Here is a 20,986-nt window from a genome sequence, read left to right on the forward strand (position 1 = left end):
TTTGTTTATGCATTCATCTCAATATTATGTGCTTTTCGCTTCTTGATGACCATCGTTAGCAATAGCAGCAGATTAAAGACAATGATGCATCCAGTAAGGAACACTATACTTGCTGTCAATGCATCCGCCCCAAGGCTCGTACTCATCGCCTGGCGGAAGCCCATGACAGAGTATGTCATCGGAATGAACGGGTGAACATGACTGAAGAAGTTATTTGTCAGTTCCACAGGGAACATTCCTCCGCTTGCACCTAGCTGTAATACAAGGAATATCATCGCCAATAAACGACCTGGATTTCCAAATCCTACGGTCAAGAAGGTAACGATGAACATGAACGTTAGGGAAGTCAGTATGGAAACCCCAATGAATTGCCCCATGTTCTCTACCTGTAAATCCATTCCCCAAATCATGATCGCATCCAACACTAATGCAGAAAGCGTCGCTTGGATGAATAGGACCGTAAATTTACTGAACCACCATGCCACTCCTGATGTTGGCCTAGTAGAAGGCAAGCCTGTCGGGAATCCCATATTGAAGGCAATGGCTCCAACAAATAACCCTAGAGACAAGACATAAGGAGCCAGTGCATGACCATAATTCGGCACGTCACTGCTTTTTTGTTCTTTGACCTGTGTCGGTTCAGCAATCATGCTGTAGTTATCATCGGTTGTTTTATTTTCACTAATTTCTTTTGCACCATCACTGAGTTTTTCCGAAAGCTCGACCGTTCCATCTTGAAGTGAGGAGATTCCCTCACCCAATTTACCGGAACCTTCAGCAAGTGCTGATGAACCTTCATTGATCTTACCCGCGCCATCAGCAAGCTGGATGACCCCATTGCTCAAAGTAGGCAGATTGCCTGCCAATTGTTCAGTTCCTTTAACAAGTGCTGATGAGCCCTCGTTCAAGGCCGCTGAGTTGGCATCCAGTTGATTGGCCCCATTAGCCAGTTTGCTTGCCCCTTCTCCAACTTGGCTAACACCAAATGCGTACTTCTCAAGACCACTCCCAAAGGAGGATGAACCTGCTTGCAGTTGTGAAACTCCATCAACCAATTGACCAGATCCCTCAGTTAGTTTTGAAAGGCCATTATTCAACGAGGAACCGCCTTGTGCTAACTGGTTGATCCCCTTCACTAATTCCGGTGTCCGTTCATTTAAACTTTGCGTTGCCGCCGTTAATTGATTGCTGCCTTCTACAGCTTCATTCAAGCCGCCATTTAATTGGGTCGCACCAGGAATCAATTGTTCTTCCAGTGCGTTCCTTATTGACGTATATCCGTTTAACGCTGAAACGGCGTTTGGATTGACTTTATTCACCGCATTATTTAAATGGGCCACTTGTTCCGGAAGCTGCCCTAATCCATTCAATACAGGCATTACCTTATCCGTTAATTGCGTTGATAAGTCTGATACACTTGCTGCAAGAGCCGATGCAATTCGTTTTTGTGCCTCCGCTTGGCTTTGAAGTTCATTTTGAATGGCTCCGATTACTTCTGATTGCTGTTCACTGGTCATGTTTTTGAAGGCTTCCGTGTTTTGAACGGCACTGATCGTGCTCTGACCATTATTCGCAATCGTTGATTGAAGTTCCGTTAACGCCGCTTGACTGTTATTGAGGTCTTCAGTAATGCCGGATACGGTACCGGACGCGCTGCTTCCTGCTGGAACCGCTTCTTGCAATTGATTTACACCGCTTTGAATGCTTGTCAGTCCTTGCTTAAGCTGATCCAGCTGTTCTTCTCCGGGCAATTGACCATCCATTTTTTTCAGCCCGTCATTTAGCGCCTGGCTTCCTCCTGCCAGTTTATTGATTCCATCATTTAAACTCTGCTGACCTGCTGCCAATTTTGGAATTCCTGTCGATTGATCCGTCAGCTGGCTTGCATTTTGTGATAATTGATTCAACCCATCATTCAAATTCGCACTGCCTGTTTGCGCTTGTGCCAATCCAGTATTCAAAGTTTGCGCTCCTGGAACCACTTTGGCCAGCCCAGTGGAAAGCTGGGAAGAACCTTCTATAAGTGCTTCACTATTATTAGTTAATTCCCCTGTGCCTGATGCGAGTTCGTTCGCACCCTTTTGCAACTGACCGACACCGGAGGTATATTGTGAAATACCCTTATTCAATTCCGACGCGCCACTTTCAAGCTTGTTGGCTCCTTCCAAAAACTCGCCAACGCCCACTTGGAGTTTATTCGCTCCATCTTTAAAAGTTAATGTGCTCGAAGCTAACTTATTCAGATTTTCCGTCACTTCTTTGTTTCCATCATGCAGTTTTTTTGCACCGTCATCCAGCTTGGATGCCCCATCTGCCGCATCGCCGAATCCTTCTCCGATTTCATCCAGTTGGGAGAAGATCGCTTCCGCATATTCTTTTGTGACACTTTCGGCAATTTCCGTTTTCAAATTATTCGTTGCCTGTTTCCCGACCGTTTCAGAAACGAAACTGCGTCCAGGATTCACATCATACGTCAGATTCATTTTTTTAGGCTCATCATCCATGACGGTAGAAGCATTTTTTGAAAAGTCCTCCGGAATGGTGACGACCATATAATATGTACCATCATCGAACCCTTTTTTCGCCGCTTTTTCCGTTACGAAATGCCATTCTAAATCATCATTGTCCTTTAATTGCTCGACTAGCTCATTACCGACTGTTAAGGTTTTCCCCTCATATTCCGCCTTTACATCCTTATTCACGACTGCAACAGGCAATTTGCCTGTTTTTCCGTATGGATTCCAAGCGGAACTAAGGAATAACCCCCCATAAATAATCGGGACGAACAGTAAAACGATTGCGACACCGACCAATTTTCGATTCGTAAGGAAAAGCTTCCATTCTTGTTTAAGCATATTCACTTCTTTTCACCTTTCTTTTCACGCAGTACATCACTCAATGACGCGGTATTCCAATTAAGGGTCGGTATGTCCGTGGTGCTAAAGCTTTCTTTAAGCAAATCCGCCACTGTTTGGCTGGAAAAGAACTCTATTAAAAGTTGATCCGCCCGAGAAAACATCCGACGAAGGACGTCCATTCCCTTCTCTGCATACTCTCCATCTTTAAACGCTTTTTCTATAAGTCCTGTATCCGGAAACATCGAAATGGGACCTTCCATCGCCTCAATAATTTCAAGGTTTTTAATCTTATCTACACTTTTGGCAAGAGTAAGGCCGCCGTTATTACCAGGAACAGAAGTGATTAACTGCTTTACGACCAATTTCCTTATGATTTTTTTCAAATAAGAAGGAGACACCTCTAATCGCCTGCTGATCTCATTTGACGAAAGCGGGACATTTTTATCCTGGGTAGAGAGTATAACGATGATGCATATAGCTTGCTCGACCCCTTTTGTTAATTGCAAATCATTTCACCTCTTTTAGCATCTATGTGGATATTATATATCCATAATGGATATTCGGTATCTATAATTAAACCCCGTTTCACCTTAGAAATCAAGTCATTTCCAGAAAAAATTTCTAAAAAAAAAGATGAACCCCTCATTACAGCACCATGGGGTTCACCTTTTCTTTTATAGGTCTTTTAAAAATTCATTGACCGCTTCTGGAGTTTTAGCATTTGCACTGTGCAGGTGCGCAACCTTTTCCCCATTTTTAAATACTAAAAGTGATGGAATTCCCATTACCGTTTGCTCTTCGGAAATCTCAGGGAACTCGTCACGATCGATTGTAAACCACTGTTTGTCTTGATGTTCTTGAGTGATCTCATCGATGAACATGTCTAAACGTTTGCAGTCCGGGCACCATGTAGTTGTAAAAATCCCGACCGTCAGTCCCTCTTGGTTGATTTGTTCACGATATTCTTGTTCAGTATTGATATTTTTCATGATTGTCTCCTCCGGGCTTTTCTTATCATCATACTTTAATCCATGAATTAATGTACTCAAGGATTAATATATAATTAATTCCTTCACAGCACAAACGGTTTATCCTAAAAGTATCTAACTCTTGCCCGGATATGATGCCTCGTTTTCTTTGTGTCCAAATCTCTCTTTAATGAAAGAAGAAATCCTCGAAATGAATTCCCTATTTTCATCAATGAAAAGATAGTGGCAGCTTTTTTCAAAAATGATCAATTCACTGTCAGGAATCTTTTCGACGATGTGAATCGATGCCTCTACAGTCTGAAAAAATATTCAGTTGATTTCAGAAATCCGCTCCCTTTCCGCCGACTGTCTGCCAAGCCTCCTCACCGCAAGCGGCTGTGGGGTCTTGGCTAGCCAGTTATTCGGCAGGAGTGTCGCAAATTTCTTCAATCTAGCGGGTGGATTCATAAAACACTAAAAAACATAATCAAGGTTCAGGATGAGGCCAGCCTACAGTTCTTTCTTAAAAAAACATTCCAGTTGATTGGAACGGAAGGTGCGAGACTCCTGCGGGAAAAACGTGTCCAAGGGAGACCCCGCAGGCGCAAAGAGCGCCGAGGAGGCTCCCAGACCGCCCGCGGAAAGCGAGTGCCTGGAGTGGAAATCATATAGTTATAACCAGGTCTTGTTTATGTTTTTTCGTTGTTAACGCACTTTTTTCGATCCGTCCGCTCCTCATGGTTCGGGGTGTCACTTACGGACCCCCTTTGGTCAATGAAATGAAAAAGCCACTATCCAGTGGCCTTTTCATTTCATTCATATTGGGAGAGTAAGCTGCCAGGAAACACCAAACTTATCGGATACCCAGCCGAACTTCTTACTAAAGAAATAGTCACCCAATGGCATCATCACTTGTCCTCCATCAGTTAAGCTCGAATAAAGCCTGTCAATTTCCTCTTCACTATCACATGTAAGGAAAATTGAAAACGATGGTGTAAATGTAAATTGATGCTTAACATTGCTATCGATGCACATGAATTCCTGATCCTTCAAGGTAAAGGTAGCCTGCATGCTACTCCCTCTGTACCTGATTCATTTGCACCATACCGGACAATGCTGTTTATTTTCAATCCTTCGATTAAAGATGTGTAATAATTCATCGCTTCCTCCGCATTACCTTCGAACATCAAGAAAGGTGTGACCTTCATCATCCTCATCAAACTCCTTTTCATCTTTAATTGGTTTCTTCCATTGAATCATGGCGCCCACCAGTTACCCGAAGCCACGATCATTGTCTGTAATTTTATCGTATTGGCAAAATAGTCATCATCATCTTGTTCCTGTATCGTCCGGTTCCATAAGCGGTTAATCCATTGCTGATTGGAGGAATCCACCATGGCACCCACCATGAATGGAGCGACGAAGCTTGTACTATTCCCTTCTTCCACGGCTTTTCCGCTTAGCGTATAACCGGATTGGATATTTTCAGGGTTGCCATCCGTTTCCGCTTTAATCCAATCATTCATCTTCTTTAATTGCGGCAGCGCTCTTTCATCACCAGTCAGTAAGTAATCGATCGTATAGCGCCATGGGATCCTGCTGCTGTTCCAGCTATAATTGCCGTCATTCTCCCCTTCTAAAAAGTCTGCTTCTGCCGGCTGATATTCTCCCTTGGATTGTACAATGAAGTCCGGGATGAGGCCAGTATTGCCGCTTTTCTCCTTATAAATAGATAGAATGACCTTATAGGCCTTATCTCTTACATCTTTCCATTCGTCATTCCCAGTCGCCGCCTCAAATGTCTTAAAATGATTGAGAAGAAGGTCAGAGGAACGAGTCGATTGTCCGTATACGTCATCTTCATCTTCCGCCCAGTCCCCTAGTTTAACAAGGGACTGCGACCGATTTATTTCATTCGACATGATCGCATCCAAGATGTCCTTTGCACTTGCAAGATAGTCGATCTCCCCTTCACTTCCCCACTGGCGGTGAGCCAATAATAATGAATAGGCGATATCCATATCGCCATCAGTTGCTGAATCGGCATCCCCTGGCGTATTGATGATTTTACCCGATTTATCCTTTACTTGCTGCCACGCCATCAATGAAGGGTCATGATCACTTCCATGCGCCTTATAAAAACGATAAAGCCCATCAAAGTACCTCTTGTCCTCGCTGCCTGCCATGATTGCCGTTATCATCATCCCATAACCATGCGCTTCAGAAACGGTCACTGCATTCTTGGGCTCTGCATATCCTTTATCATTGTAAAAAATATAATATTCATCATTTTTATCGGCAGGCTGCTTAAGATAGTTATCTTTCCAGGTTTCATAAAAAGTCGTCACGGCAGCATCCATTTCCTTCTGTGACGGATTGTCAGGTTTTATCGTCCCCGCTTGATAGACTGTATGCTGGGGAAATGCCCTCTTACCGGCGACCTCTTTCTTTTTGGTTTGAGAAACCAATGCTATCGAGGCAATGATCCCAAAAACGATCACGCCCATCGCTATCAATAAACTTCTTTTTTTCATGGCTTTGCTCCTTGGGTTATGTAATTCAAAAAGCCAAAAGGACTTTTGGAAATTTATGTTAAAATAAATCGAATTGTGGTATTCCTACTTAAGTAATTTTTAAATGAAAAAGGAGTGTTTTTTAATGAAAAGAATTTGTAATCAGTGCCAAACTAAAATGATAGATGATTGCAAAGTAAATGTACAAGGCGGTATGAATGGAATTAAGATTAGCCAAAAGAAAGGACTTTTCAATAGTGTTTCTGCAAACCCTAAAGTATCTGTATGCCCAAATTGCGGTTATGTAGCTTTCTATATTGATAATTTTAGAGAATTTATTAAGTAATAATATAAATATATACAGCTAATCGACATTTGTAAGCAGAAGACTGGCAGAATGAATGCTGGTTTGGAAATACGTCAATGACAGGCAGCCCTGCTTCTGCTTTATTGCCAAAATATAAATTTACATCATTCCCCCTTTTTCATTTCCATAAATCCTTCGCCATCCAATGAAATTTCCAGATGCTGATTTATGACTAGCGAAAGCGGAAAGGTTTCCGACTCTTTATCCGAGAAAATCCAACGCCGTTTCCTTGGACCTAAAAGTAAAAACGAACCTGCTTCATGTTCACCCATGAAATTCAATCCATCTTCTCTTATCGCTTCACCATTCCTTACAGGCACACCATTGCTGATCAACCGATTTCCCAAAGCCCTGACTTCATCTGTCGTAATGTTTATTTCACTGATGCACAGGACGTTGTGAGCCGAAAAAGAATCAGCCGCGGATTCGGGCGATACGGAATATCTCGATATGAACTCGACAATGTTGCCTGAAGGGTCTAAAAAATAAAAAGACCGTGCGTCTAAAAAGCTGAAATAAACTTCGTCATCATCCTCTTCCCTGGTCAATTCCACTTTTGATTTCGCCCATGCTTTTGCCGAAGTAAATAAATTGGTCGGAATGTTCATGGCAAAATGGTAAAAGGGCTTATCTTTGTAATGATATTTTTTGATTTCAAGCACACTTTCCCCTGCCTTAATTTCAAAACCTTCATCCGTTTGCGATAGTAACTCAAATCCTAACACATCAACATAAAAATTCCGCATTTCATTCCAGGCATGACCATACAAAGTGACCTTATTGATAATCAACATTCAATCCCCCTTTCACTTAACAAATATTGTAAAGTAATACTGCATTTGTGCAAAGATTCCGTACTTTTCTATACATATCATTTTATTCACTCTGCCTATATTCACCAAAAATAACTCAAAAAAGACCGCCAAATTCGGCGGTCCCTCGCTTCAGCCTTATTGAAAGGTTCACTCTTTAATTTTCAGTCCGAGCATGGCTGCAAAGACTATCGCTTGGTCCGGGGAAACTTCGCATCCTTTTAAATCTTCCGGGGATACGGTAATCCTTTGAAATGCAGAACTGCTAATATCAATTCCCTTGAGCGGTGTCCGGGAAAAGTTCACTTCATTTAATCTGCATGTTTCGAACTTCACTTTAATGAATTTACACTCATAATAATCAGCACTTTCCAATGAGCAATGATCGAACCTCACTTGCTTTAAACTGGAATAACCAAAGGCACTTAAATTCAGGTTGCAATTCTCAAAGAAGACATTCCCTAAGCTTGCGTCAGAAAGGTTAATGCCTAAAAGTTTGGACTCTTTGAATTCCACACGATGAATCGAGCCGCCCATGAAATCGGCATTCGTTAAATCGCAATGATCAAAGATGACATCCGTCAGCTCGATATTCCTGAATGATACATCACTGAATGTCACATTTTTAAAAACAACCTGTGATAATACGATTTTGTCCATTTTTTCTCTATCGATCGTGCAGTTGGTTATGATACAGGACTCAAGATAAGGCTCATCTTGATAATATATTTCCTGAAAGTTCGCTTGTGTTAAGTCTTGGGGGATCTTTGGCTGTTCAATTTTGATTTTGCCTGACATATTATCACCTTTTCGCTTTAGTCTTCAATCACTGGTTTATCCAATCGATAGGGGTTCATCGCCGGTATTATAACAACTGGTCTACTAAATTTCGACTTAACTATAAACTACATTACAGTGAAGTTCAATCTAAGAATTTCGCGAAAATGACTATTATTTTTCGTTATTTTGTGTCAACAATTTGCACAAAAAAAAGCTGCCTCATCGGCAGCTTGTTTACTTCATGAGCGTATTGAATCCTCTTGGCATCCGATAATAATAGAGAGCTGCAGCCATTATCGCTATCATTCCGCCTATCAGAAAAAATGCTTGAAAGATATTTCCTCCAACAGTTGGGGAATTGGATACATAACCGCTAGAAAACAGAAAAATGACTCCAAATCCCAATAAGAATAGGGCCATCTTTTTAATCCTTCTTTGGAACAGGATATATCCCATAAGAATGATTAAGTACGATGCGGCTAGGACCATAAGAAATGGAAATAACGGTTTGAATTTTGCGGCATACACGAAATGATCGAAATTCGAAATATCATCTGCCTCTATCGCCTGTTCATCATTTATGTGTGTGAAATGCGTGGAATGCTTCCATTCCCAAGGTCTATCCAGAATTTCGCTTCCTTCATACCAGGTACAAAAGGTAAAAACCATAAAGAAAAGTGCTGCGATAATCATTTGCAAAAAATTGTTAAAAGTCAATATCATCTCCTCCAGCTGTCATTATACCAATAAATGGGTAACTTACAACCTGAGCCCAAAGTGATAAAGCATTAAGTAAACAAACACTGTTTCCTGAATAATATAATCTAACCACTTATAAGGAGCGTTTAAGATATGATCACTCATGGAAATGGAGATGACCTCCTTATTTCAGCAGCATGGTTACTTGGCATCGGCACTCTTGTTGGTGCAATCGGGCAAACCCGGCAAACTTTAACGAGCACTAATCTCGGAAAAGATCTCATCCTCAAAGGGAATGGCATTGAAGCCGTTGCAAATTCCCTGCAAGCGATCGGCCGTTCAAAAATGCTGAACCCGGAAAACGAACGTTCGGAATCTTACTTTATATTCGGCAATTGGCTTGAGGCCATTGGCAATACCGCAAATGTAGTTGGAATAGATATGCAGTTGAGTGGTTCAGAGAAGGAAGGCACGAGAACCGATGCAATCGGCAGTGGAATCCAAGGCCTGGGTGCCGCTTTTGAAACATTCGGTGCAACGCTGACTGATGAGGCCATTTCACCTTTTGAGATCAAGGGAAATGGCCTCATTGCAGCCGGTTCATTTTTGGAATCGGTCGGAAATATTTTCATTTTAAATGAAAAAGTACGGATGGGAGAACAAATTCTTTTACTAGGCAGCTGGACCCAGGTTTTCGGTGCATTCATATTGATCGAGGCCTTTTCACTTGGCCCAGAGCCCGAACCTGAGAATGGGAAAGATGGAAATAATGGTTATAGCTATGCCAACTATTGTTAAGGGGCCGCGAGTTCGACCTTCATCGGATCTGGATCTTCGAAATATACCGCATAATGATCCTTTCCGCCGGCAAAAGGATGCTTGTCGGCATAAAGGATTGTAACTCCTCTGCCCCTTAACTTTCTGGTGATCTCATCAACCTGTTGCCGGGAAGTGGCGTGAAAGGCTAAATGGTTAAGACCCACTCGTCCCCTATGATAGGGAATGTCAAGAAACCTTGTTTCCGCTTGTACAAAAACAATGTACACCTCACCCAATCTCCAACTCCTCCCGCTTTCCCACTTCTGAAATGGCTCATAGCCCATCTCGTCCAAAAACCAGCCCCAAAAATCAATGCTCCTCTTTAAATTTGAAACATACAGCTCAATATGATGAAGAAATCCCTTTGACACCTGTAATCCTCCTCTTATGATCACTTTTTGGAGCGTTTACTCGTGAATTGGCACCTTTCTCGTGAGTTTGGTGCTTTTACTCGTGAGTTTAGGCATTTTACTCGTGAATTTGGGCGTTTTACTCGTGAGTTTCCGACTTTTACTCGTGAATTGGCGCCTTTCTCGTGAGATTGGGCCTTTTACTCGTGAATTGGGTGCTTTTACTCGTGAGTTTCCGACTTTTACTCGTGAATTGGCGCCTTTCTCGTGAGTTTGGGCCTTTTACTCGTGAATTTGGTGCTTTTACTCGTGAGTTTGGGCCTTTTACTCGTGAATTTGGTGCTTTTACTCGTGAATTGGCGCCTTACTCGTGAGTTTTGGCATTTTACTCGTGAGTTTTCGACTTTTACTCGTGAATTTGGTGCTTTTACTCGTGATTTCTGCCGTTCTCTCCCTTATTTTTTTATCAAAATAACAACACAAATCCGAGTGGACAGAATGGATTTATTTTGGTATTATAGTTACTCAGGGTAACGATTACTCATGATAACTATATATTGATAAGAGGTGTTTCTCATAAAGACTTTCCAAAAATTCTTTCAGCAATTATTGCTGCTGTACCGGCCTTTTGAAAATAATCTTAATATCCAGCTGAACAAGCATGATTTACACAGGGCGCAATGGTCCATTTTGTATTACTTGAACAATTATGGTTCGGCTACGCTTGTAGAGCTTGCCAATTACCAAAGCGTGGAGAAACCCACGATTACGAGGACCATTGCCCGCTTGGAAGAGCTGGGGTATGTCGAGCATGTGCCAAGCAAAGATAAACGCGAGAAAAGGATGCGGCTTACGGAGCTTGGCAAAAAAGTCTACAGCGAAGTCCGCGTGACAATCGATCAATATGAACAGGAAATCTTGAAAGGGATCACGGAAGAGGAACAACTCGCTGCCATACGCATCATGGGCGAAATTAGAAATAACATTATAAAGTAAGGAGATAATAACATGGATCAATCCAGAACCAGACTGTGGACGAAGGACTTTGTCATCGTTTCGTCCATCAATTTTTTCATAACATTAATCTTTTATTTACTGATGGTGACACTTGCCATCTATGCTGTTAATGAATTGGATGCTTCTACAAGCGAAGCCGGACTCATTTCGGGAATTTTTATTATCGGGACGTTGATCGGACGTCTGTTCATTGGCCGTTTCATTGATTCAATCGGCCGCAAGAAAACGTTATTCATAGGTTTGATCTTTTTCACTTTAACAACAATTCTTTATTTCGTGGACCTTGGAATCGGCTTCCTGCTTGTTAACCGCCTGATCCATGGGATGGCAATGGGGATGGCAAGTACTGCGACAGGCACAATCGTCGCGCAGATCATTCCGCCGACACGAAAGGGTGAAGGCATCGGCTATTACAGCATGAGCGCAACACTTGCGACGGCTATCGGTCCTTTCATCGGTCTGTTTATGGCCCAACATACAAGCTTCCAAATCATTTTCAGTTTCTGCCTGGCTTTAGGTGTGATCTCCCTGATTACAGCATTCTTCCTGTATGTCCCGGCATTGAAAGTGACGGCAAAAGTTACGGAAAGCAAAGGATTCAAGCTTTCCAATTTCATTGAACCTAAGGCACTGCCCATTTCAATCATCACTCTGTTATTGGCTTTCTGTTATTCCAGTGTCCTTTCTTTCATCAGTTTCTATGCCATCGAAATCGATCTGGTCAATACGGCAAGCTTCTTCTTTGTAGTGTACGCAGTAGCCGTATTGATATCACGGCCTTTCTCAGGACCATTGATGGACCGGAAAGGATCGAACTTCATTATGTATCCGGCTTTCATTATTTTCGGAGTCGGCTTGCTGCTTCTAAGTATGACAACCAATAGTTTCACTTTACTGGCAGCTGGTTTCCTCATTGGCCTCGGATTCGGTAATATGCAATCAAGCTCGCAGGCGATTGCCGTTAAACTGACACCGCCTCACCGAATGGGGATGGCAACGTCCACCTTCTTTATCATGCTTGATGCAGGACTTGGATTCGGCCCTTATATTCTGGGATTCATCATTCCGATAACAGGTTACAGCACACTTTATGTCATCCTTGGCGTTGTGGTCATCGCAACCTCTGTCCTTTACTACTTCTTGCACGGCAAGAAGGAACGTGCAGCCAGAACGAACTTGGCTTCCATTTAAATGAAAAAGGGATATCCTATTGGAGGATATCCCTTTTCATTTAACAGCTTCTAGCTATAGTAAATCCTTATTTTATTTCCAGGTCATCGAAATAAAGTTGATAACTTTTGCTATTCTTTTTATTAATGACTGTTTCACCTTTATATAAAGTCTTTCCAGTCTTTAGATCTGCAATCAGAAGTTTGGCAGGCTTGTTTGATTTGCCCTCTTGATTCATTCCATTTAATAGGAAGTACACACGCCCGTTTTTAAAGGCAGCGGTATATTGTTCTTCCTCATTAGCAGCTATATCAAGCTCCGTATCATTCCTTAACGTTTGACTGCTGAGGTCAAATGTTTTAATGCGATATTTACCTGACTTCATTTCAACTGCATAAAGGTTTTTACCGTCTGCATATCCTGATCTAGCCATGTCCAGGCTAAGTGATCCTTTTTTAACCGTTTCTAATTTTTCCGTTTCATAATTATAAGATAAAAGCTTGCTTTCCTTTAGTTTTTCCTTAAAGCCATCCTCATGATTTACCCCTTTATTTACCGAAATGAATACTATGTTGTTTGGCTGTGAGGGGGCAACATCGATTGGCATCTCAAAATCAACTTGATTAGGGTCAGTAAAGGTTTCAGATACAAGGGTTTTATCGCTCAAGACTTTTTTATTGGCTACATCGATCGTATACAGATGAACCTCTTTTGTCTGCTTCTCATTGTTGGAATTCACATCATTCATCGTTAAAACCTGTAGTTTTGAATGGACCAACTGCACATCCCTGACATCAGCATTCATGATTCTCTCTTGATTCGGAAGTTCAATTTGGAATGAAGTTTCCTCTTCGTCCTTCTTCTCCAGTAAACCGATATCAAACTCTGCATCCATATTCCCGCTCTTTGTATATTTGCTATTCACCCAAGCGTAAGCAAGAAAATCATCGTCTTCATATAAAGAACTAATGGAATCCTTGCCACGCATGAATGAACGATGTTCTTTTACCAATCTTTCAATTAGATGATCTTGTCTTCCAGTTAAGTTCTCCAAGTAAGACCTTTCGCTGGCATATGTCGTTGTATTGGATTCAATTGTTAATGGTTCATAAAATGTACTGTCGCTTTGAAGCGTAGCATTTATGATAACCGGTTCAAGCTCTTTATCGCTGCCCTCCAGTGTCTTGAACGTATACTTTGGAAGGCTGGAAGCGGAAGAAGCTACTTTGACATAATAGGTCCCGATGCTTAAGATGACAACCATTCCAATAATGATGCTGCATAAATAACGTTTCACCTTGCTCACTCCTTTAAAGTTGTTGTTATACGGTCACGCGATTTTTTAATAACCAAGCACCAAGCCAAACTGATAATCCTGTCAAAATGATTCCTAATGCGAGCAGCAGGCCAAATAATTCATTAGGATAAAAATAGAAATTCCCGATTTCCATTAAAACTGGGGCTAAAAATAACACAGCAGCGATTCCGCAATATAACAAGCCCATTATGATTCCTTTTATGCGGAAACTTCTTTCAAACATGATCGCCGTGAATAATATCGACATGATCATAAGACCGATGCCATAGGAAAGCAGGAATTGCGTGAATGTGCTTGGGATGATCAATGACAAAATCGGATTGGCTATCGTGATAGTAGAAATTGACATTTCATTCAAGAGCGCTTCCGGCACATTCGAATTAAATAGTGCATTTTCCATAGGTAAAATGATGATTTGGAAAGCAATCAACCCTAATACCATCAGGAAGATGGACGTAGCTTTTGAAAGGTAGATCGATAATCTCGATGTCGGTAACATCAATAGACGATAAATGAACGTATTCTTTCCAAACCAATCACGATACCAAATAAGGAAAATGTAAAAAATTAGGGCAACCGCACTCAGCGCTATCGGTCCTACAAACAAGAGGCTATTGGCGATATGGTTAAAATCAATGGCTCCATAATTGGTAATATAAGCGGCTTCAGATAGTCTTTCTTCTTTCATGATATCCCTGGCATCATTAAGAAGGCTCTTCGTTACGATGATCACTCCGGCAAATTGCGAAACCAAGGTGATCAACAATAAGCTAAGATAGATTTTACTGAAACGATTGATTTCAAAGTTCACTAGTTTTATATATCGCATCATGATTGATACACCTCTCTCATTACGTCGACTACCGATTTCCCTTCCTCTTCCCGCATTTCTTCTGTATTGAACTCTTTAAGCACCGAACCGTTATCCAATAAAATGACCTTATCGATCAAATGTTCAATATCACCGATTTCATGGGTCGTGATGATGACTCCTCTATCTTCAATCAGGTGGCTCGCAAAGACATCGGCAATTTGCTCGCGGCTAAACATATCGATTCCCGAAAATGGTTCGTCCATCAGTACATAATCGACGTCAAGGGACAAACCAAGCATAAGGTTGAGCTTAGCTGTATTCCCTTTTGACAATTCCGAAATGCGATTCTCCTCTTTAAGCTTGAAAAACCCCATTAGCTGGTTAGCTCTTTCCGGATTCCATGACGTATAGAAATCCGACATGAAAACCATGGCCTGTTTAATGGTCATTTGCGGAAGCATGGTTGGTGCGTCCGGAATGAAGGTGATTTTTTCATAACTGTCCTTTGTCATCTTTTGATCATCGATCAGGATTTCACCTTTATATGGCGTCAATCCCATGATCGCTTTGAGTGTAGTCGTTTTACCGACACCATTTATCCCGATCAGACAAGTGACTTCTCCTTTATTGGCTGTAAATGAAACATCATCCAAGATCTTTTTCCGTCCATAATTCTTGGAGATCTTTTTTACTTCTATCATTTTTCTTCCTCCTCCCTTATTTCTTCCGAGTATTTTTCTTTAACCACACGAAGCAGTTCATCAACCGGTACATTAATCGGACGAATCGCATCGACAAATGTATCAACGGCCGCCAAAATCAATTCCTGCCTTACAGCCTGTAAAATCGTTTCATTCGTCGTGATTTGACTGGGGAAATTTCGTTCTGTATGAATCAAGCCCTGTTCCTCCATTTCTTTATACGCTTTTTGAGCGGTATTGGGATTTATATTGAGTGAAGCCGCCAGTTCTCTTCGTGAGGGAATTTCCTGCCCCGCCACGAAATTACCAATGGCTATTTGTTCTTTGAAATGCCTAACGACTTGCAGATATACCGGTTCCCGGGTATTTACGTTCATTAAAACCACCCCCTATTTATTTAAAAAAGTCTGATATGCGTGTATGTACTAAGTGGTTCATACACCTTATAGATGTACTATACCCGTAATACACCTAAGCTGTCAACAACCAATTCCAAAAAAATGAAAACCCCGAATGCGCAGTGCAGACGGGGTTTTTCGTTGGAGATGCTAAAATCTCATTGAAACAGATGATGAAGCAGCCGATCTTTATCCTCGAAAAACTGTTTCATTAACAAATAGTGATTGGACTCCTCTAATGCCACCTCACTCATTCCCTCATCTGAAATTTGGAGGATTTTAGCATCCGGGTAGGCCATGATGATCGGGGAATGGGTGGAAATGATGAATTGGGATCCTTGTTGAACAAGCTCATTTATCCTGGCCAACATCGATATTTGTCTCAATGGGGATAAAGCAGCTTCAGGCTCATCGAGAATATACAATCCATCGCCTTGAAATCGTTCTACAAAAGCAGAAAAAAACGATTCCCCATGAGATTGCTGGTGTAGCGATTTTCCACCGAAGGAATCGATGATTTTCGACCCAAACGATGACTCCCTGTCCAATTCCTCTATATTCGTAGCTAAATTATAAAAGGTTTCCGCCCTAAAGAAGAAATGATCCTTCGGTTTGTATACGCCTTTTTTCAAACGGAGGTATTCGTCCAAATTGGAATGTGAATCATAATTGGAAAAATTGAAATTCAACGTTCCGCCTTCTGGATTGAAGCCATACGCTATCGCAATACCTTCAAGCAAGGTGGACTTCCCCATTCCATTTTCCCCGATGACATAGGTAACACTGGGATGAAAAGCCACTTCCTGAAGGTGCCTGATAACCGGAAGATCAAGAGGGAAATGGTCATACGAAGATATGCGGTCTCTATTGAGGTAGATGCCCCTGATATACTGTGAATCATAATCTAGTTTCATTTGTTATCCCCTTCTGTAAAAAATGTATTTAGTGCCATTCCATTAAGAAAGCAACAATCCAAGACGCCATAGATTATTCAAATTGATAGATTGATAATGTTTGATTCTAAATGAACATCCACTTTGGATGCAATTCAATTAAACTTACTGAAATTCGCTGGGTTGAATCTTTCACTCCCGATTCTTTTATCAATGCAGGCAATTCCTTATCCGCATACCGTTGATGTGAATATGCATTGTCCCATATGATGCAGCCAGATATCTGCCGTTTTGCCTTTTACCGAATGCGCCTGACAGCATGCCCGGTATCATCCCCCTGTTCCCTGCATCTTTTAGCACCTGCTCAAAACGGGCTTGTTTAACATTTTCAACAGAACATTCAGCCACTCGAAGTAATTTTCCCTTGTCAACAAAATCCGTAATGTCCGTTCTTCCCATATTGGATATGCTTTCGAATATACGACAGAAATATTTGTATACGTACTCCCCTGGTCACTCTTGGCGCATGCTGATGCAGCATGAAACGTTGATAACAATGGAGATCTTTCCAAACGGAGAGAATGCCTGCTTCACAGGGTTCATTTCTATTCCACCTTCCGATTTGACCGATGAAGCCATCACAATGGCGCATCTGTCCCCATCTCTCTTGTGCTTTTGAAAATGAACGCTTGTTTTCCTCATTCACTTGGCATTTGATCCACTTCATTAACATGATGACCACCACGCTTCGCCCAATGTTTCGCTTTTTCATCGACCTTTTTGATAAAATCATTTTTCCCGTTTACATATCCTTTAATATCATCTGGAAATTCCGCTGCCAAGCGTTGCTTCAGCCTACTATACTCTTGTGCTTCATCAGGGTGTGATAGCAAATAATCCCGAAAAGCGAGGTGTCGGGCAATTTCTTCATGTCCTTTTTGGAACATGTGAATATGGTGCGTCCTCTCATCCCCGCCTTTTCGAAAAAACCGTCGTCCAGCGATTCCGTTCTCCCCCTTGGCATCATACCCCAGCTCTTCCATCTCTTTATTAAAGTCAGCGACACATTCCACATCTTTCACCACTGCCAAAATATCTATTACAGGCTTGGCATGGATGGCCGGGATGGCCGTACTGCCAATATGGTATACATTCATCATTTCTGGCCCGAAAATATCCTCTAATTTTTGGCATTCATCATGAAATAGCTTGGACCATTCTTTCTTATATGGTACGACCTCTACCTTTCTCATGAAAGCCTCCTTGATAGGAATTCGCGTTTACACATTCCGTTTTACCATTTCCTAATTTTAACACCAATGTGCATGCATCACAAAAAAGCAGCCGGGATAATAACCCAGTTGCTTTTTGGATAACGCTTACATTTCATTTGTTTTACTTCGCTTTTTGTATGGAAGCCACATTTTAATCTTTCCCCCCAACCCCATGAAGGATGTACTTCCAATATGCTCAACACAAAGGGAATCGTTCTTTAAAATCTCCATTATCCTCGCTTTTTCCTGATGGAATTCACTGACCCAATCAGGGTTATATTCCTCGATTTTCACTGTTTTTTCCATTTAATCACTCAACTTTACATGAAATCGTATGACCGCCATCATTTTTCATCACGCGACCATTTTACGATGGGATCTTGCGTGCTCGGCTCATAGTAAGTTCCGGCATACACCTTTTCTTTTCCCGTTATTTTATTCGTTCGGATGACTGTATATCTTCCTTTATCATAATTTTTGGTAAGATGATATGTCCGGTATGAAAACCCCTTTTCGGGCCCGGTTAACTTTTCTTTAGTTTTATACACTTGGGGTTTATTCAAGTGCTCTTTCACTACACTTTTAATATTCAGCGGCGTGCCCTCAAGCTTGACATCACTTCGGAAATCGGCATCCCTGGTCTCTGTTTTCCCTGAAGGAACGGATGCCATTTCGATCGTATCATGGGTTTGTTCCGAGAATGTTTTTGTGACACTGTATGAATAAAGGATATTCATGGAACTTATATTATGCTTCATTTTGCCAGCAAACTCAGGCATGGCAACATTCAATAGAAAAGTGATCGAAATACATGCGATTAATATGATAAGTGAAATTTTCTTCATATTTCCTCTTTCTCAACTATGTATTCTTGTAATTCAACTTGTTCATTTTCCTTAGGAATAATCCCAAATTTGGCGATTAATAGAATGGCAAGAAAACTGAAACTGCAAAAACTTGTATTATCACTTGTAACTAATGAAGCCTGTATAATTCGTGATGCCAATAATGAATTCAAAATATAAGAAAAAAGAAACCCTGAATAGGATAGGCAAACCAGATAGTTTCCAACCAATGCCCTCTTGTAATGTACATACTCCGACTTATTTCCCTTCCTGATACTGACACAATGTCTAAATTGCCTAATGAGACCGTATGTGAAACCAATAATTAATATGACCGAAATGACAAAATCAATTATTGCTTCCTCCACTGTTTTACCCCTCCTTGGTAATTCGAACAAAAAATATAGTAAATTATTACATTAAACTCATCATATACCATTTATGATAAAATGATAAATATTTCCCACTTTAATATTGGAGTTGTATCATGAAAATTTTTGTGGAAATAGTATTATCGTTATTTATGTTTCTGTATCTATTAATCCTTACAAAGCTCATTTTATTTAAAACCTTCTCGATAACCGAAATGAATGGTCATATAAGTTTTTCCCATGGCCGCTATTGGGGGTCCCATAACTTCATCCCTTTTAAAACCATTGCCCATTACCTGTTCTTAGCGGATGTTAACCCATCGATCCGGATTGAAAATATAGCGGGGAATATCATCGGCTTTGTACCTTTCGGCTTGATGCTTCCCTTACTGTCAAAAAGGTTTTCCCAACTCAAATCGATCTTGATTGCAACATTCTGTCTTAGTTTCACCTATGAGATTCTTCAGCTTTTATTTGAATTAGGAAGTTTTGATACCGATGATTTGATCCTGAATACTCTCGGCGGGGTTATAGGATACCTGCCTATTAAACTGTTTTACATCGTTTTCAAAAAGAATGGTACCATTCGCAGTCAAGCCAAAGGACAGTAATGTGCTGTCCTCCTTTTGTCCCAAGGTCCATATTACGCAGCGATTTAAAAACGATTACATGCATGTCCTTATTCTTACGTGTAAGGCAAGAAGAGGTTTTAATATAAAAGAAAATATACCTAATATTACTGCGGATGAATAAAAAAAAGACCACCAGATTGGTGGTTAGAGTTTGTGGACAAAAGGATTTCGCCTAAAGTTTAAAAACAAATTGAAGATTGGAACGAAAGGTGCGAGACTCCTACGGGAAAAGCGTGTCGAGGGGAGACCCCGCAGGCGCAGGGCGCCGAGGGCCGACCGCCCGCGGAAAGCGAGTGCCTGTAGTGGAAATCAACGTTCATTGTACAAGTCCTAGTTAAACTGTTGACAAAAGGATTTCGCCTAAAGTTTAAAAACAAATTGAAGATTGGAACGAAAGGTGCGAGACTCCTGCGGGAAAAGCGCGTCTAGGGAGACCCCGCAGGCGCAAGCCGAGGAGGCTCCCTGACCGCCCGCGGAAAGCGAGTACCTGTAGTGAAAATCGACGTCCATTGTACAAGTCCTAGTTAAACTGTAAGCCACCGGATTGGCGGTTATTTCAAATTCTTAAATCCGTATTTTTCAAAGATTTTCATGGAGGCTTCCGTTTGGAGATAGTCATAGAATAGCTTGGCTTCCTTGGCATGATCCAGGTTATTGATCATTCCCACGGGATATATGATCGGATCATGTAAATCTCCCTGGGCTGCTGCAATGACCTCAACTTTTGATGAGTTGAGCGCATCCGTTTTATAAACGAGGCCTGCGTCCACATTTCCCGTTTCCACATATGTAAGCACTTGCCGCACATCCTTGGCATATACCAACCGATCTTCCATCTCTTTGAAAAGGTTCATGTTTTCCAAAGTTTGTTTCGCATATTGCCCTGCCGGTACAGACTCTGGAGTGCCAATCGAAATTTTATCGGCCTTTGTGAGGTCTTCCAGTGATCCGATTTCCTTTTTGGAATCCTTTGGCACCACCAGCACCAGGTCATTGCCGACTAAATCGATTCCATTCTTCTCTTCAATAAGATCTTCCTCTATTAATTTATCAAACTTATCTTCTGCTGCTGAGAAAAACAGGTCAACAGGTGCGCCTTGAGATATCTGTTGCTGAAGAGCTCCAGAGGCCCCAAAGTTATAATGAACTTCCACATTTGCATTCTCTTTTTCAAAAGACTTCTTTATATCATTCAAGGCATCTTGTAAACTTACAGCTGCGGAAACCGTCAATTCCACTTTTCCTCCGGCTTGCGGCTTCATTTCCGTTTCATCACTTGAACACCCTGCCCCCGCCATCACAAGCATCATCATCAAAAAAATCATAAGGTATGTTTTTTTCAAAGTCACTCTTCCTTCCGACCTTTCATTATAGGATGGCTGCTAAT

Annotated in this window: 27 protein-coding genes and 1 pseudogene; 7 read left to right on the top strand and 21 right to left on the bottom strand. The window is 41.4% G+C overall.

All coding sequences use genetic code 11. The features are described from left to right. Positions 1–5: 5 nt before the first annotated feature. The 5 genes and pseudogenes from ACJ9PY_RS23320 to ACJ9PY_RS23340 all read right to left on the bottom strand — a co-directional run bounded on the left by ACJ9PY_RS23320 (position 6) and on the right by ACJ9PY_RS23340 (position 6,360). Complete coding sequence (locus ACJ9PY_RS23320) at positions 6–2,855, bottom strand: YhgE/Pip family protein (protein ID WP_411740320.1); 2,850 nt, start codon at positions 2,853–2,855, stop codon at positions 6–8. 2 nt (positions 2,856–2,857) lie between these two features. Further along, complete coding sequence (locus ACJ9PY_RS23325; RefSeq protein WP_057279121.1) at positions 2,858–3,364, bottom strand: Rrf2 family transcriptional regulator; 507 nt, start codon at positions 3,362–3,364, stop codon at positions 2,858–2,860. A 168-nt stretch (positions 3,365–3,532) separates the two neighbouring features. Beyond that, on the bottom strand, positions 3,533–3,895 hold the full coding sequence (locus ACJ9PY_RS23330) for a thioredoxin family protein (protein ID WP_371748549.1): 363 nt from the start codon (positions 3,893–3,895) through the stop codon (positions 3,533–3,535). A gap of 747 nt (positions 3,896–4,642) precedes the next feature. Then, positions 4,643–5,037: pseudogene (locus ACJ9PY_RS23335) on the bottom strand (VOC family protein). 45 nt (positions 5,038–5,082) lie between these two features. Continuing rightward, positions 5,083–6,360, bottom strand: coding sequence for a glycosyl hydrolase family 8 (locus tag ACJ9PY_RS23340; RefSeq protein ID WP_411739120.1), 1,278 nt, complete (start codon positions 6,358–6,360; stop codon positions 5,083–5,085). A 124-nt stretch (positions 6,361–6,484) separates the two neighbouring features. Between ACJ9PY_RS23340 and ACJ9PY_RS23345 the strand changes: the two genes are divergently transcribed. Beyond that, positions 6,485–6,685, top strand: a complete 201-nt coding sequence (locus tag ACJ9PY_RS23345; protein WP_411739121.1) for a hypothetical protein — start codon at positions 6,485–6,487, stop codon at positions 6,683–6,685. 125 nt (positions 6,686–6,810) lie between these two features. Here ACJ9PY_RS23345 and ACJ9PY_RS23350 read toward each other — a convergent pair whose 3' ends face one another. The 3 genes from ACJ9PY_RS23350 to ACJ9PY_RS23360 all read right to left on the bottom strand — a co-directional run bounded on the left by ACJ9PY_RS23350 (position 6,811) and on the right by ACJ9PY_RS23360 (position 9,015). After that, positions 6,811–7,500, bottom strand: coding sequence for a VOC family protein (locus ACJ9PY_RS23350; protein ID WP_411739122.1), 690 nt, complete (start codon positions 7,498–7,500; stop codon positions 6,811–6,813). A 168-nt stretch (positions 7,501–7,668) separates the two neighbouring features. Beyond that, positions 7,669–8,316 carry a pentapeptide repeat-containing protein gene (locus tag ACJ9PY_RS23355; RefSeq protein ID WP_082854505.1) on the bottom strand — a complete coding sequence of 216 codons (648 nt, stop codon included), beginning with the start codon at positions 8,314–8,316 and terminating at the stop codon, positions 7,669–7,671. Positions 8,317–8,532: 216 nt separating this feature from the next. Then, a complete protein-coding gene (locus tag ACJ9PY_RS23360; protein WP_197483615.1) occupies positions 8,533–9,015 on the bottom strand; it encodes a DUF4306 domain-containing protein in 483 nt (160 codons plus the stop codon). Positions 9,016–9,150: 135 nt separating this feature from the next. On the opposite strand from ACJ9PY_RS23360, the gene ACJ9PY_RS23365 reads away from it, so the two are divergent. Then, the gene (locus ACJ9PY_RS23365; protein ID WP_098864699.1) at positions 9,151–9,795 is read left to right on the top strand and encodes a DUF6944 family repetitive protein; all 645 of its coding nucleotides are present in this window, start codon (positions 9,151–9,153) and stop codon (positions 9,793–9,795) included. On the opposite strand, the gene ACJ9PY_RS23370 is transcribed toward ACJ9PY_RS23365, so the two are convergent. Further along, positions 9,792–10,187, bottom strand: a complete 396-nt coding sequence (locus tag ACJ9PY_RS23370; RefSeq protein ID WP_411739123.1) for a VOC family protein — start codon at positions 10,185–10,187, stop codon at positions 9,792–9,794. The genes ACJ9PY_RS23365 and ACJ9PY_RS23370 overlap by 4 nt on opposite strands. A gap of 42 nt (positions 10,188–10,229) precedes the next feature. Here ACJ9PY_RS23370 and ACJ9PY_RS23375 point away from each other — a divergent pair, with 42 nt between their 5' ends. The 4 genes from ACJ9PY_RS23375 to ACJ9PY_RS23390 all read left to right on the top strand — a co-directional run bounded on the left by ACJ9PY_RS23375 (position 10,230) and on the right by ACJ9PY_RS23390 (position 12,374). Then, complete coding sequence (locus ACJ9PY_RS23375) at positions 10,230–10,355, top strand: hypothetical protein (RefSeq protein ID WP_411739124.1); 126 nt, start codon at positions 10,230–10,232, stop codon at positions 10,353–10,355. A 38-nt stretch (positions 10,356–10,393) separates the two neighbouring features. Next, on the top strand, positions 10,394–10,540 hold the full coding sequence (locus tag ACJ9PY_RS23380) for a hypothetical protein (RefSeq protein ID WP_411739125.1): 147 nt from the start codon (positions 10,394–10,396) through the stop codon (positions 10,538–10,540). 202 nt (positions 10,541–10,742) lie between these two features. Then, positions 10,743–11,162: a MarR family winged helix-turn-helix transcriptional regulator gene (locus ACJ9PY_RS23385; protein WP_048686687.1), complete on the top strand. Its 420-nt coding sequence runs from the start codon at positions 10,743–10,745 to the stop codon at positions 11,160–11,162. Between the two features lie 12 nt (positions 11,163–11,174). Next, positions 11,175–12,374: an MFS transporter gene (locus ACJ9PY_RS23390; RefSeq protein ID WP_411739126.1), complete on the top strand. Its 1,200-nt coding sequence runs from the start codon at positions 11,175–11,177 to the stop codon at positions 12,372–12,374. Positions 12,375–12,441: 67 nt separating this feature from the next. Here the strand turns inward: ACJ9PY_RS23390 and ACJ9PY_RS23395 are convergent, their stop codons facing one another. From ACJ9PY_RS23395 to ACJ9PY_RS23445, 11 genes are all read right to left on the bottom strand, one after another. Next, on the bottom strand, positions 12,442–13,650 hold the full coding sequence (locus tag ACJ9PY_RS23395) for a hypothetical protein (RefSeq protein WP_411739127.1): 1,209 nt from the start codon (positions 13,648–13,650) through the stop codon (positions 12,442–12,444). Positions 13,651–13,675: 25 nt separating this feature from the next. Next, positions 13,676–14,503, bottom strand: a complete 828-nt coding sequence (locus ACJ9PY_RS23400) for a hypothetical protein (RefSeq protein WP_411739128.1) — start codon at positions 14,501–14,503, stop codon at positions 13,676–13,678. After that, positions 14,500–15,186, bottom strand: a complete 687-nt coding sequence (locus ACJ9PY_RS23405; RefSeq protein ID WP_057279131.1) for an ABC transporter ATP-binding protein — start codon at positions 15,184–15,186, stop codon at positions 14,500–14,502. The genes ACJ9PY_RS23400 and ACJ9PY_RS23405 overlap by 4 nt, the downstream gene beginning before the upstream one ends. Beyond that, positions 15,183–15,563, bottom strand: a complete 381-nt coding sequence (locus ACJ9PY_RS23410; protein ID WP_034310706.1) for a GntR family transcriptional regulator — start codon at positions 15,561–15,563, stop codon at positions 15,183–15,185. Before ACJ9PY_RS23410 ends, ACJ9PY_RS23405 begins: the two co-directional genes overlap by 4 nt. A gap of 179 nt (positions 15,564–15,742) precedes the next feature. Then, positions 15,743–16,498 carry an AAA family ATPase gene (locus ACJ9PY_RS23415; RefSeq protein ID WP_034310704.1) on the bottom strand — a complete coding sequence of 252 codons (756 nt, stop codon included), beginning with the start codon at positions 16,496–16,498 and terminating at the stop codon, positions 15,743–15,745. 189 nt (positions 16,499–16,687) lie between these two features. Continuing rightward, positions 16,688–16,885: a hypothetical protein gene (locus ACJ9PY_RS23420; RefSeq protein ID WP_411739129.1), complete on the bottom strand. Its 198-nt coding sequence runs from the start codon at positions 16,883–16,885 to the stop codon at positions 16,688–16,690. A 19-nt stretch (positions 16,886–16,904) separates the two neighbouring features. Beyond that, positions 16,905–17,204 (bottom strand): DUF4937 domain-containing protein, encoded by a 300-nt coding sequence (locus ACJ9PY_RS23425; protein WP_411739130.1) that lies wholly within the window; start codon positions 17,202–17,204, stop codon positions 16,905–16,907. After that, positions 17,176–17,730, bottom strand: coding sequence for a GrpB family protein (locus ACJ9PY_RS23430; RefSeq protein WP_187050175.1), 555 nt, complete (start codon positions 17,728–17,730; stop codon positions 17,176–17,178). The genes ACJ9PY_RS23425 and ACJ9PY_RS23430 overlap by 29 nt, the downstream gene beginning before the upstream one ends. A gap of 126 nt (positions 17,731–17,856) precedes the next feature. Continuing rightward, complete coding sequence (locus ACJ9PY_RS23435) at positions 17,857–18,057, bottom strand: GrpB family protein (RefSeq protein ID WP_145504266.1); 201 nt, start codon at positions 18,055–18,057, stop codon at positions 17,857–17,859. Between the two features lie 38 nt (positions 18,058–18,095). Next, positions 18,096–18,596, bottom strand: a complete 501-nt coding sequence (locus tag ACJ9PY_RS23440; RefSeq protein ID WP_095679297.1) for a hypothetical protein — start codon at positions 18,594–18,596, stop codon at positions 18,096–18,098. Further along, complete coding sequence (locus tag ACJ9PY_RS23445) at positions 18,593–18,964, bottom strand: hypothetical protein (RefSeq protein ID WP_250160961.1); 372 nt, start codon at positions 18,962–18,964, stop codon at positions 18,593–18,595. Before ACJ9PY_RS23445 ends, ACJ9PY_RS23440 begins: the two co-directional genes overlap by 4 nt. Before the next feature lie 119 nt (positions 18,965–19,083). On the opposite strand from ACJ9PY_RS23445, the gene ACJ9PY_RS23450 reads away from it, so the two are divergent. Then, entirely contained in the window at positions 19,084–19,578 is a 495-nt protein-coding gene (locus ACJ9PY_RS23450) for a VanZ family protein (protein WP_411739131.1), read from the top strand. 572 nt (positions 19,579–20,150) lie between these two features. Here ACJ9PY_RS23450 and modA read toward each other — a convergent pair. Further along, the gene (gene modA, locus ACJ9PY_RS23455) at positions 20,151–20,942 is read right to left on the bottom strand and encodes a molybdate ABC transporter substrate-binding protein (RefSeq protein ID WP_063574886.1); all 792 of its coding nucleotides are present in this window, start codon (positions 20,940–20,942) and stop codon (positions 20,151–20,153) included. Positions 20,943–20,986: the final 44 nt, after the last annotated feature.

Source organism: Peribacillus sp. S4, assembly GCF_046715815.1.
Lineage (GTDB): Bacteria > Bacillota > Bacilli > Bacillales > DSM-1321 > Peribacillus > Peribacillus frigoritolerans.